The 11,591-nt window shown below is 66.1% G+C and carries 15 protein-coding genes and 1 rRNA gene; 13 read left to right on the top strand and 3 right to left on the bottom strand.

Annotation, left to right across the window (positions count from 1 at the left end; translation table 11 throughout):
• From rrf to GPA27_RS26515, 3 genes are all read left to right on the top strand, one after another.
• Positions 1-100 (top strand): 5S ribosomal RNA (gene rrf, locus GPA27_RS26525); the annotation flags it as partial.
• Between the two features lie 190 nt (positions 101-290).
• Positions 291-863, top strand: a complete 573-nt coding sequence (locus GPA27_RS26520) for a hypothetical protein (RefSeq protein WP_169143425.1) — start codon at positions 291-293, stop codon at positions 861-863.
• A 155-nt stretch (positions 864-1,018) separates the two neighbouring features.
• Positions 1,019-1,168, top strand: coding sequence for a hypothetical protein (locus GPA27_RS26515; protein WP_169143424.1), 150 nt, complete (start codon positions 1,019-1,021; stop codon positions 1,166-1,168).
• A 65-nt stretch (positions 1,169-1,233) separates the two neighbouring features.
• Here the strand turns inward: GPA27_RS26515 and GPA27_RS26510 are convergent, their stop codons facing one another.
• From GPA27_RS26510 to flgA, 3 genes are all read right to left on the bottom strand, one after another.
• Positions 1,234-1,707: a flagella synthesis protein FlgN gene (locus GPA27_RS26510; protein ID WP_169143427.1), complete on the bottom strand. Its 474-nt coding sequence runs from the start codon at positions 1,705-1,707 to the stop codon at positions 1,234-1,236.
• A gap of 5 nt (positions 1,708-1,712) precedes the next feature.
• Positions 1,713-2,009 (bottom strand): flagellar biosynthesis anti-sigma factor FlgM, encoded by a 297-nt coding sequence (flgM, locus tag GPA27_RS26505; protein WP_169143423.1) that lies wholly within the window; start codon positions 2,007-2,009, stop codon positions 1,713-1,715.
• Positions 2,010-2,095: 86 nt separating this feature from the next.
• The gene (gene flgA / locus GPA27_RS26500; RefSeq protein ID WP_246261508.1) at positions 2,096-2,797 is read right to left on the bottom strand and encodes a flagellar basal body P-ring formation chaperone FlgA; all 702 of its coding nucleotides are present in this window, start codon (positions 2,795-2,797) and stop codon (positions 2,096-2,098) included.
• Positions 2,798-3,055: 258 nt separating this feature from the next.
• Between flgA and flgB the strand changes: the two genes are divergently transcribed.
• The 10 genes from flgB to flgK form a co-directional block, all read left to right on the top strand.
• Positions 3,056-3,460 carry a flagellar basal body rod protein FlgB gene (gene flgB / locus GPA27_RS26495; RefSeq protein WP_169143421.1) on the top strand — a complete coding sequence of 135 codons (405 nt, stop codon included), beginning with the start codon at positions 3,056-3,058 and terminating at the stop codon, positions 3,458-3,460.
• A 17-nt stretch (positions 3,461-3,477) separates the two neighbouring features.
• Positions 3,478-3,882, top strand: a complete 405-nt coding sequence (flgC, locus tag GPA27_RS26490; protein ID WP_169143420.1) for a flagellar basal body rod protein FlgC — start codon at positions 3,478-3,480, stop codon at positions 3,880-3,882.
• 17 nt (positions 3,883-3,899) lie between these two features.
• A complete protein-coding gene (locus tag GPA27_RS26485) occupies positions 3,900-4,577 on the top strand; it encodes a flagellar hook assembly protein FlgD (RefSeq protein WP_169143419.1) in 678 nt (225 codons plus the stop codon).
• Positions 4,578-4,613: 36 nt separating this feature from the next.
• Positions 4,614-5,873 carry a flagellar hook protein FlgE gene (gene flgE, locus GPA27_RS26480; RefSeq protein WP_169143418.1) on the top strand — a complete coding sequence of 420 codons (1,260 nt, stop codon included), beginning with the start codon at positions 4,614-4,616 and terminating at the stop codon, positions 5,871-5,873.
• 38 nt (positions 5,874-5,911) lie between these two features.
• On the top strand, positions 5,912-6,652 hold the full coding sequence (gene flgF / locus GPA27_RS26475; RefSeq protein ID WP_169143417.1) for a flagellar basal-body rod protein FlgF: 741 nt from the start codon (positions 5,912-5,914) through the stop codon (positions 6,650-6,652).
• A 135-nt stretch (positions 6,653-6,787) separates the two neighbouring features.
• Positions 6,788-7,570 (top strand): flagellar basal-body rod protein FlgG, encoded by a 783-nt coding sequence (gene flgG / locus GPA27_RS26470; RefSeq protein ID WP_050414834.1) that lies wholly within the window; start codon positions 6,788-6,790, stop codon positions 7,568-7,570.
• A 10-nt stretch (positions 7,571-7,580) separates the two neighbouring features.
• Positions 7,581-8,252 carry a flagellar basal body L-ring protein FlgH gene (locus GPA27_RS26465; RefSeq protein ID WP_169143416.1) on the top strand — a complete coding sequence of 224 codons (672 nt, stop codon included), beginning with the start codon at positions 7,581-7,583 and terminating at the stop codon, positions 8,250-8,252.
• A 76-nt stretch (positions 8,253-8,328) separates the two neighbouring features.
• Positions 8,329-9,396 (top strand): flagellar basal body P-ring protein FlgI, encoded by a 1,068-nt coding sequence (locus GPA27_RS26460; RefSeq protein ID WP_169143426.1) that lies wholly within the window; start codon positions 8,329-8,331, stop codon positions 9,394-9,396.
• A gap of 1 nt (position 9,397) precedes the next feature.
• Entirely contained in the window at positions 9,398-10,411 is a 1,014-nt protein-coding gene (flgJ, locus tag GPA27_RS26455; protein WP_169143415.1) for a flagellar assembly peptidoglycan hydrolase FlgJ, read from the top strand.
• A 64-nt stretch (positions 10,412-10,475) separates the two neighbouring features.
• The coding region (gene flgK / locus GPA27_RS26450) for a flagellar hook-associated protein FlgK (RefSeq protein ID WP_169143414.1) at positions 10,476-11,591 on the top strand (1,116 nt) is incomplete at its 3' end.

Here is an 11,591-nt window from a genome sequence, read left to right as displayed (position 1 = left end):
CGTCCCGGAACCACTCCTTCCCATCCCGAACAGGACAGTGAAACAGGACCGCGCCGATGATAGTGCTCTTCGTGAGTGCGAAAGTAGGTCATCGTCAGACTACCTACACCCAAAAAAGCCGCTACCCACTACTGGGTAGCGGCTTTTTTACGTCTATGCGTTCGGATTTCGCCACCACCGCAAGTTGTTGTATGTTGTTGTCAACCTTCGGTATGCCTCCGTGCGTTGCCCTAATCGTGCGCCGGAGGATTCGTGGCCCATGGGCTTGCCCAATTTTAAGGAGATAGACGATGCAACCAGTCCGTTCGCGCAAGGCGCAGGTGATGGCCGCGTTGCTTGCCGGTATTTTGGGATGTGGCTTCGCGTATGCTGAGAAGCCCGATCACGCAGGTGGGGGCGGTAAGGGCGGGCATCAGGAGCGTGGCGACAGGGGGCAGGGCGGCAAGGGTGGTGGGCAGCAGAAGGGCGATCGGGACGCGAGAGGGCCCGCTGTTCGAGATGGGCGGGATCACGTTGCACGTTCGCCTCACGATGGCGGGCGCCATGTGGTGACACGGTTCGAGACGCGGGAGCGGACGGTGATCCGGGAGTATTTCTCCCGCGAAGGGGCTTCGGGAAAATGTCCTCCCGGGCTTGCCAAGAAGGGTAATGGCTGCATGCCGCCGGGTCAGGCAAAGAAATGGTCGGTCGGGCGGACAATGCCGCGGGATGTCGTGTATTACGATCTTCCGCCTGCGCTCGTCATCGAACTCGGGGTGCCACCTGCAGGCCACAAGTTTGTCCGCGTCGCGGGCGATATCCTGATGATTGCGATCGGGACGAGCATGGTCGTGGATGCAATCGAGGATCTGGGTGGCCTGTAAGCGCGTGGCGGGGCTGTTGCTCGAGAGCGAAGCGTTCGGTACGGTGATGGGGCGGAATGTCGACCGGATCGATCCGTGCATGGGGTGCGCTATCGGGCACTTCTGCGGCTCGCTCTGTCTGCCCGAAGCGCACGAGTTGAACGGGAGAATGGACCGTGTTGGGGGCGTTCTGCGGCTCTTATGAGGAGCAGACGCGCTTTGCCTTCCACCTCATCGCCGACCACAAGGCGAACGATTACCTTTGGGGCGGGTGGGATTCGGTGGCCGGCGGTGTGGAGAGCAGTTTCGACTTCGTGTTGCCGTAGGCGGCGAGGCGCTCGTCGCCGATAGCCGGGGCTCGCCAGGGGGGGCTCCGGCGGGCCGTATTTCGTCAGGCGCTGCCCAGGTGTCGGCCGCCGCCGCTGGGGCGGGCAATGCCTGCAGAGTCGTAGAGCTGCGGCTTTCGGGCGGCGTCGAGCAGGATCGACATGGCCGCCTGGTTGTGCTGGAGGCGCTCGGAAATGAGCTTGCCGTTCAGTTCGTTGCGGGCCTGGGCATCGCGTGCGAGCGCGTGGATTTCGTCCCACCGTGTGAGGGTGTCGGGCAGCGGCTGGCAGACCTCGCGGATCGCGGCATCGGTGTTCGGACGACGAAGCCGGCCGAGCAGCAGGGCGCGGTCGTTGTGGATGCGCTGCAGCTGATGGAAGCGTTCGGTCTTCTCGCGTGTCAGGACGAGCAGGCTGTCGGCGTCGCCGGCGAGGAGCAGGGCTTCCTCGCGTTCGAGCAGCGCAAGGAAGCCGCGCAGCAGAACCGCCTCGCTGTCGATCAGCTGGACGAGCCGCTGAAGTTCGGGCTGCAGATTCACGGACACTATTTCTGCGCGTCGAGCATCTGGCGCACGCTCTCGATCAGGCCGTCGGCGATCCGGTTGGCGTCGACCTTGAAGCGGCCTTCGCTGATCGCCTGACGGATTTCATCGACGCGGCTGCGGTCGATCTCGGGCGCGGCGGCCATCGCTGCTTCAGCCTTGTTGAGGCTGGACGAGAGCGAGGACAGTTCGACCTTTTCATTCGCGTCGCTGGCAATCGTCGTGCTGGCCGGGCGCTTTTCCCGGGCTTCTCCGGTCGGGGCGGACCCCGGCGGTTTCACTGTTCCTTCGATCTTCATGGCGCTACTCCCATTAAGCGGTCTCTGTTCGTGTTCACGACCGCGGGAGCGAAAACTTTAGGCGTTTTTTCTGCATGGCCGCGGCATCAGAAATCGAGCTCGACGGTGCCGTCGGCGCGGGCCTTGCCGGAGATGACCTGGCCGCTGAGCAGCCGCACGCGCACGGGCTCTCCGGCGGCGGCGGCATTGAGCGCCCGGCCGTCATTGGTGACGGTGAAGCCGCTGCCGGTTCCGACGACCTTGACGTTCTGGCCCTGTCGTACGGCCTGGGGCAGGCGGAGCATGTCGGTGCGCAGCGCATTGCCTGCGGCAATCGTGAAGCGGGCGCTGTGCCCGACGACCTGGGTCATGTCGGTCAGCGTATTGGGTGCTTCGTCCGCGAGGTCGCCGCTGCGCCTTTCGAGATCGGCCGGTGCGATCACCTGGCCGGCACGGATCGGGCGCGCGGCAACCAGATAGTCGCCGACGACCGAGATCTGTGCGGGCACATAGATCGTCCAGCCGACGGGAGATTCGCAGCGGACGCCGACGTTGATCCGGCCCCAGGCGCGTGTGCCCGGGGGTAGGAAGGGGACGAGCTCCGCGCACGCGGGGAGCTGGTTGTGCGGATCGACCCCTTCGACGGTGATGCCGACCTTGCCCGGCAGGCCCGAAGTCTGCTGACCGAGGAACGTCATCACGGCCTGCCGGACCGGCGGCAAGGGCTGCTGGGCGCCGACGCTTCCGCTCGCGAGCGCGAGGCTCAGGGCCAGCAGGGACATGGCGGCGTGGCGGAGGGAAGGAGGCATGAGGCGGTTCCAAAGCATGGGGCGCATTCCACCATGCGGCCGGCCGATCGGCAACCGGCAAAGTTTTCCGCTGCGGCTTGCCGGGTGCCGCCCGCGGCATTGCCGAAAGCGGCGGAATTGGCCGGTATTTGCCGGTCTTATCGCGGCTAGGGGCTTGCGGCGCGGGGACTAAGATCGCTGGCATGGAAGGTGCAATGAACCGGGTGCCAGCCGATGAAGACCTTAACGGCCGTCGGCGACAGAACTTGAGGTGATGCCATGAAGACCCAACTCGACAGCGCGCTGCAGTTTCATCAGACCGCACTGAACCTGCAGGCGCAGCGGCAGCAGATGCTGGCGTCGAATATCGCCAACGCGGACACGCCCAACTACAAGGCGCGTGACATCGATTTCCGCAGCGCGCTGAAAGGGGCGCAGGGCGAACGCATGGGTCCGCTCGCGCTCGCGAGCACGTCGACGCGTCACCTCGACGTGGCGGCGGAGATGCCATTCGGCGCCTTCATCGGGTATCGCCGCGAGTTCCAGTCCAGCGTAGATGGCAACACCGTGAACATGGACGCGGAACGTGCTGCTTTCGCCGAGAACTCGGTGCACTACGAGGCGAGCGTGACCTTCATCAACGGCCTGCTGCGCAGCATGCAGACGGCGATCAGCGGCCAGTGAGCGGAGGGTAGGCGTCCATGAGCATGTTCAACGTATTTGCGATTGCCGGATCCGCGCTGCATGCGCAATCCGCGCGGCTGAACGCCACGGCGTCGAATCTGGCGAATGCCGATAGCGTTGCGGGGCCCGATGGCCAGCCCTACCGCGCCAAGCAGGTGGTATTCACCGCCGCGCCGGTGTCGGGTCCGAACAGCGTCGGGGTCACGGTTTCGAACGTCGTCGAGAGCGCGGAGCCCGGGCGTCTAACCTATGACCCGAGCAGCCCGGCGGCGAACGCGGAAGGCTACGTCGAGATGTCGAACGTGAATGTGGTCGAGGAGATGACCAACATGATCTCGGCCTCGCGTGCCTACCAGAACAACGCGGAAGTGATGAACACGGCGCGCACGCTGCTGCAGCGCACGCTGCAGATCGGGCAGTAAGGTTTCGGGAGCGGATCATGGCAACGGTCAATAACACGGTTTCCTCGGCGGCTGACGCGGCATTGGCCTTGCTCGGGCGGAAGGACAGCACCTCGGCGAAGTCCGAGGTGGATAGCCAGGGGCGCTTCCTGACGCTGCTGACGGCGCAGTTGAAGAACCAGGATCCGATGAATCCGCTCGATAACGCGCAGGTGACTTCGCAGTTGGCGCAGATCAGCACGGTCGACGGCATCGAGCGGCTCAATGCGATGCTGACGCAGCTGCTCGACGGGCAGCAGTCGTCCGAAGCCCTGCAGGCGGCGTCGCTGGTGGGACGCGGCGTGCTGATTCCGGGCAGCGGGCTGAAGCTCGGCGAGGCCGGGTCGATCGGCGGCTTTGCGCTCGACGTGCCGGCCGACGCGGTGACGATGCGGATCAAGGATGCGCAGGGCCTGGAGGTCGCGGCGGTCGACCTCGGGTCCTTCGACGCGGGAACGCACAACTTCCAGTGGGACGGCACGACGATCGACGGCAGCCGTGCAGCGAACGGCAAGTACACGGTAAGCATCGAGGCGGTGACCGGCGGCAAGCCGGTTGCGGCGGAAGTCCTCGAATTCGGGGCGGTGACGAGCGTGGTGCGCGGCACCAAGGGTACCGACCTCCAGGTTGGCGACATGGGCATCTTCAAGATGTCCGATGTCCGGCAGATTGTTTGAAGAATTGTTTGAGACCGAGTTTCCAGGGAGACGGCCATGGCTTTCCAGCAAGGTTTGAGCGGACTTAATTCGTCCTCGAAGGCCCTCGATGTCATCAGCAACAACGTCGCGAACGCGAATACGGTCGGCTTCAAGGCCGGGCGCGCGGAGTTCGCCGACGTGTTCGCGGCGGCGTTGAACGGTGCGGCGGCCGGCGTGCAGGTGGGTATCGGTTCGGCGATCGGGGCGGTGACGCAGCTGTTCTCGCAAGGGAACATCACGACGACGAACAATCCGCTCGACGTCGCGATCAACGGCAACGGCTTCTTCCGCATGTCCGCGCCGGACGGGTCGATTGCCTACACGCGCAACGGCCAGTTCGATGTGAACAAGGACGGCTTCATCGTCAATTCGCAGGGCTACCAGCTCACCGGCTACGCAGCAACGAACGGCGTGATCCTTACCGGCGGCGAGCCGCAGCGCCTGCAGCTCGATTTCTCCGATGTGCAGCCGAACCCGTCTTCGCAGATGACGCTGGCGATGAACTTCGACTCGCGCGAGCCGATCTCGCCGTCCTTCGATCCGACCAACCCGGCGCCGCTCGACCGTACGAACGTGACCGCGGGCGGGTACAACTTCTCCACCTCGGCGACCGCCTACGACACGCTGGGCAATGCGCACACGCTGACCTTCTTCTTCCAGAAGACCGCGGCGGGCACGTGGGACGGCTTCTACCAGGTGGATGGCACGGGCGACGCGATTGCGATTCCCGCTCCGGGTTCGCCGCTGCAGTTCGACACTGCCGGCGCGATGACGGCGGGCGGCCAGTTCGACCTGACGTTCCCCGAGTTCGCCGGCACCGGCGCCTCGGCTACCCAGACGGTCAGTTTCGATCTTGCGGCTTCGACGCAGTTCGGCAGCGCCTTCGGGGTGAATACGCTGCGTCAGGATGGTTTTGCGTCCGGTCGCCTGACGGGTATCACGATCGGTGACGACGGCGTGATCCTCGGGCGCTACAGCAACGGCCAGAGCCGCGATCTCGGCCAGGTGGTGCTGGCGAACTTCCAGAGCCCCAACGGACTGTTGTCCCTCGGCGGCAACCTGTGGGCCGAGTCGCCGGATTCGGGCCAGCCGATCGTCGGCGTGCCGGGCAGCGCCAACCTCGGTCTGCTCAATGCGGGCGCCATCGAGGAGGCGAACGTCGACCTGACGGCGGAGCTGGTGCAGCTGATCGTGCAGCAGCGCGCCTACCAGGCCAATGCGCAGTCGGTGCGCGCCCAGGACCAGATCCTGCAGACGCTGGTGAACCTGCGCTGATCGGCCTAGCCGGCTTCGCGGGATAGGGAGAGAGGATCATGGATCGGCTGATCTACACGGCGATGACCGGGGCGAAGCACACGATGGGTCAGCAGGCCGCCGTGTCGCACAACCTGGCGAACGCCACCTCGACGGGCTTTCGCGCGGAGTTGCACAAGCTGCGTGCGGTGCCGGTGCAGGGCGAAGGGCTCGCGACACGGGCTTTCGTCGTGGACGCGAGCGTGGCGTCGAACTTCGAGCCCGGACCCATGCAGCACACAGGGCGGCCGCTCGACGTGGCGGTCGAAGGAAAGGGCTGGCTCGCGGTGCAGCTGCCGGACGGGCGCGAGGCCTACACGCGCGACGGCAGCCTGCAGCTGAGCGCCAACGGCGTGGTGCAGACGCGCAGCGGCCTGCCGGTGCTGGGCGACGGCGGTCCCGTGACGATCCCGCCGGACAACGAGTTCCTGATCGGCAAGGACGGCACCATTTCCGCACTCCAGGCGGGTGGGGCCGAGAACGTCATCAACGTGGTCGGCCGGTTCAAGCTCGTCAATCCACCCGAGGCCTCGCTGGTGCGCGGCGACGACGGTCTTTTCCGCCTGCAGGACGGCGCCGTTGCGCCGCAGGACGAGAACGTGCGGGTGGCGGGTGGCTACCTCGAGGGCAGCAACGTGAGCGTGGTCGACCAGATGGTGCAGATGATCTCGCTGGCACGCCAGTTCGAGATGCAGACCAAGATGCTGCAGACCGCCGAGGCGAATGACCGCGCCGGTGCGCAGGTGCTCGCGGCACGCTGACGGGCGGCGGGCGAGCAGGGAATTAGCGGGGCTTTTCGGCAGGTGTTCCGGCGATCGAGACGATCCGCCCCGCCGTAAACTGACCCCGAGACTGCAGGCAGACCGTCTGCCTGCGAAGGAAAGGGAGTCAGGATCATGATTCGCTCATTGTGGATTGCACGGACCGGCCTCGAGGCGCAGCAGACTCAGTTGGACGTGATCTCGAACAACCTCGCGAACGTTTCGACAAACGGTTTCAAGCGCGCGCGCGCGGTGTTCGAGGATCTGCTCTACCAGACGATCCGTCAGCCGGGTGCGCAGAACACGCAGCAGAACCAGATCGGCAGCGGCCTGCAGATCGGCACCGGCGTGCGCACGGTGGCGACCGAGCGCATCCACACGCAGGGCAGCCTGCAGCAGACGGGCAATCCGCTTGACATGGCGGTCCAGGGCAACGGTTATTTCCAGGTGACGCTGCCCGACGGCACGCCGGCCTACACGCGCGACGGCGCGTTCCAGCTCGATTCGCAGGGACAGATCGTGACGGCCAGCGGCTACCCGCTCGAGCCCGCGATCATCATTCCGAACGATGCGCAGACGATCACCATCGGCAAGGACGGCACCGTGAGCGTGCTGCAGGCTGGCCAGACAGCGCCGACCGTGGTCGGCAACATCCAGATCGCGACCTTCGTGAATCCGGGCGGCTTGTCGAGTGCGGGCGAGAACCTGTTCCGCGAGACTGCCTCGAGCGGCGTCGCGACGCCCAATGCGCCGGGGACCAACGGCGCGGGCGTGCTCAACCAGCAGTATGTCGAGACCTCGAACGTGAACGTCGCCGAGGAGCTGGTGAACATGATCACGACGCAGCGCGCCTACGAGCTCAACTCGCGGGCCGTGCAGACGTCCGACCAGATGCTGGGACGACTGACGCAGCTGTAAGGAGCCGATCATGATGCGTCAGATGCTGGGGGCGATTGCGGTGTTGCTGCTGTCGGGCTGCGCGTCGATCTATTCGACGCCGCCCACCGTGGTGCATCAGCCGATGACGGTGCGGCCGGAGGCACGCACGCAGATGGCGCCCGCCAACGGCTCGATCTACCAGGCTGCGCAACTGCGGCCGCTGTTCGAAGACCGCCGTGCGCGCCTCATCGGCGACACGCTGACGATCAATCTCGTCGAACGCAACACGGCACAGAAGCGCGCCAACAGCACCGCGTCGCGCGCCTCGGACGTCACCGGCGGCATCACGGCGGCGTCGAAGGTGCCGCTGTCGGGGCTGGCGGGCATGAATCTGCAGGCCGGTGTCGAGTCGGACTTCGAGGGTGCGGGCGCTTCGGCGGCGAACAACGTGTTCAACGGCACGATCACCGTGACGGTGATCGAGGTGTATCCGAACGGCAACCTGCTCGTATCCGGCGAGAAGCAGATGGCGATCAACCAGGGTAACGAGTTCATCCGCTTTTCCGGCGTGATCAACCCGAACACGGTGACGGCCGCGAACACGGTGCAGTCGACGCAGGTTGCGGATGCGCGGATCGAATACAAGGGTAGCGGTTACATCGACGAATCGAACACGATGGGCTGGCTGCAGCGCTTCTTCGTGGCGGTGTCGCCGTTCTGAGCGCTTCGATGCGTCGCGGGAGTCGATGATGTTGGGCAATGGCAGGGGAATTCGCGCGCTGGCGTGCGTGTTGGCGATGCTGGTCGCGGGAACGGCGTTCGCCGCGGAACGGCTGAAGGATCTGGCGACGATCGCCGGCGTGCGCGAGAACCAACTCGTCGGCTACGGCCTCGTGATCGGCCTCGACGGCAGCGGCGACCAGACGACGCAGACGCCCTTCACGGTGCAGAGCATCATCAACATGCTCGGCAACATGGGGGTGACGCTGCCGCCGGGTACGAACCTGCAGCTCAAGAACGTCGCCGCGGTGATGGTTACCGCGAGTCTGCCGCCGTTTGCGCGCCCCGGACAGCAGATCGACGTCACCGTGTCGTCGATCGGCAATGCGAAGAGCCTGCGTGGCGGCACGCTTGTGATGACGCCGCTGAAGGGCGCCGACGGGCAGGTGTATGGCGTCGCGCAGGGCAACCTGCTCGTGGGCGGAGCAGGGGTTGCGGGCGGGGGCGCATCGCAGACGATCAACCACCTGTCGGCCGGGCGGATTCCCGGCGGTGCGACGGTCGAGCGCGCCGTGCCGACTGCGCTCGCGCAGGGCGAGTTCGTGACCTTCGAACTCAAGGACACCGATTTCGGCACCGCCCGCCGCGTCGTCGATGCGATCAACCTGGCGACCTCCACCGGCACCGCGCAGGCGCTCGACGGACGCAGCATCCAGGTGCGCGCGCCGCTCGATCCCTCCGACCGCGTGGCCTTTCTCGGCAAGCTCGAGAATCTCGAGGTCACGCCGGTGCTGCAGGCGGCGAAGGTGATCGTGAATTCGCGCACCGGCTCGGTCGTGATGAACCAGGCCGTGACGCTGCAGAACGTCGCCGTTGCCCACGGCAATCTGACTGTCACGGTGGGTGTCGATACCGCCGTGAGCCAGCCGGCACCGCTTTCCGGCGGCCGGACGGTGACGACGCAGAGCGGATCGGTCGAGATCAAGCAGGGCCAGGGCACGCTGCATAACGTGCGCAGCGGCGCAAACCTCGCCGAGGTCGTGAAGGCGCTGAACACGCTCGGCGCCACGCCGATGGATCTCGTGAGCATCCTGCAGGCGATGAAGGCCGCCGGATCCTTGCGCGCGGAGCTGGAGGTGATCTGACATGGTTGCCGCCACCCAGATCAACGCGATGGATCCGCGCGCGCTCGCCGACATGAAACGGCTGGCGCGCGACGGCAACTCGCCCGAGGGCCTGCGCGCAGCGGCCAAGCAGTTCGAGGCGCTGTTCATGCAGATGGTGCTGAAGTCGATGCGCGATGCGGTGCCGTCGAACGGGATGTTCGACAGCGACCAGACGCGGCTCTTCCAGGCGCTGCAGGACCAGCAGATGGCGATGAACACGGCGCAGGGGCGCGGTGTCGGGCTCGCCGACGCGATCGTCCGCCAGCTTGGCGGCGAAGCCCCGGCACAGGCTGCGGAGGGTGAAGGCAGCCTCGATGTGTCGCGCATTCCGCGGCGGGCGGCAATCGTTGCCGGTGGCGATTTGCCGGCGGCAAACCCCGCCGTCGAGGGTGACGAACTGACGGAGTTTGTCGCCCGGCTCGGTGCGGTCATCGGCAAGCCGCGGAGCGAGACCGGCGGGCTTCGCGGGGCGGGCGATGCGGGGGACGCGGCGGAGGCGCAGTCGTCACCGCGCCCGGTTCCCGAGGGCGCACGCGATTTCGTCAATCGCGTGTGGGCGCATGCCGGCGACGCCAGCCGCAGCACGGGAATCCCCGCGCATTTCATGGTCGGGCAGGCGGCGCTGGAGACCGGCTGGGGGCGCGGCGAGCTGCGCCGTGCCGATGGATCGCCGAGCTACAACCTCTTCAACATCAAGGCCGGGTCGAACTGGAAGGGGGCGGTGGTCGAGGTGCCGGTCACCGAGTACGCGAACGGCCGTCCCTACACGGAAACCGCGCGGTTCCGCGCCTACGGTTCGTATGCCGAGGCGTTCCGCGACTACGCGAGCCTGCTGCGCGGCAATCCGCGCTATGCGGAAGTGCTGGGGCAGACCGACGCCGCGGGTTTCGCGCGCAGCCTGCAGCAGGCGGGCTACGCGACCGATCCGATGTACGCCGACAAGCTCACGCGCATCATCGGCGGCGCCACGCTGCGCACTGCGCTGGCGGGCTGAGTCCGTCGCTGGCAAAAGTCTTGCTTAGTAATGCCGTAAGAGCTGCGGTAACGAGGGAAACATCATGGCTGGACTACTGAGCATCGGTCTGACGGGCATCAACAGTTCGCAAGCGAACCTGTTGACGACCAGCCATAACATCACGAACGCCAACACGCCGGGCTTCAATCGCCAGACGACGATCCTGACCACGGCGGATCCGTTCTTCTCCGGGGCCGGCTTCTTCGGCCAGGGCGTCGAGGTCGATGGCGTGCGGCGCCAGTACGATCAGTTCCTCAGCCAGCAGGTGCTCAACGCATCGGCACGCAAGGAGGAATTTGCCGCCTACAGCACGCAGATCGCGCAGATCGACAACCTGCTCGCCGACACGAGCTCGGGCCTCTCGCCGGCGCTGGCCGATTTCTTCGCCGGCGTGCAGGACGTGGCGACGAATCCGTCGAGCGTCCCGGCACGCCAGGCGCTCATCTCCAGCGCGGAGTCGCTCGCATCGCGCTTCAATGCCCTCGATACGCGGTTGACCGAGATCCGCGACATCAACGAGGGGCAGATCGTCAGCACGGTCGATTCGATAAATGCCTATGCGCGCCAGATCTCGGACATCAACGAGCGCATCGCGCTGGCGCAGGTGGGCGGGACCTCGATCCCGGCGAACGATCTGCTGGACCAGCGCGACAACCTCGTCTCGGAGCTGAACAAGCTGGTGAAGGTCAGCACGACGACCGAGTCGGACGGCTCGCTCAGCGTGTTCATCGGCAGCGGCCAGCCGCTGGTGGTCGGCACTGCGGTATCGCAGCTCGTCGTCGAGGCGGATTCGTCGGTACCGTCCGATCCCTTCCGCGGCGAGATCCGCCTTGCAACGCCCGGCGGCGGCTCGGTGCTGATGCCCGATTCGGTGCTCACCGGCGGCCAGCTCGGCGGGATGCTGAGATTCCGCAACGAGACGCTCAACGCGGCGCGCGAACAGCTGGGCGATCTCGCGATTTCGGTCGCCTCCGAGTTCAACGCGATCCATGCTGCGGGATACGACCTCGACGGGACGACCACCGGCATCGCTTTCTTCAAGGATCTGAGCAGCTTCGCCGCCACCGACCTCGGGCGCCGGGAGGCTGCGGGGGCCTTTGCCGTCGTGCTCACCGATCCGCGCAAGGTCGCGGCGTCGGGGGCGCCGACGGGCACCGTG

It is taken from the genome of Aromatoleum toluolicum (assembly GCF_012911005.2).
GTDB classification, from domain to species: domain Bacteria; phylum Pseudomonadota; class Gammaproteobacteria; order Burkholderiales; family Rhodocyclaceae; genus Aromatoleum; species Aromatoleum toluolicum.
This window is presented reverse-complemented; position numbering and strand designations above follow the sequence as displayed.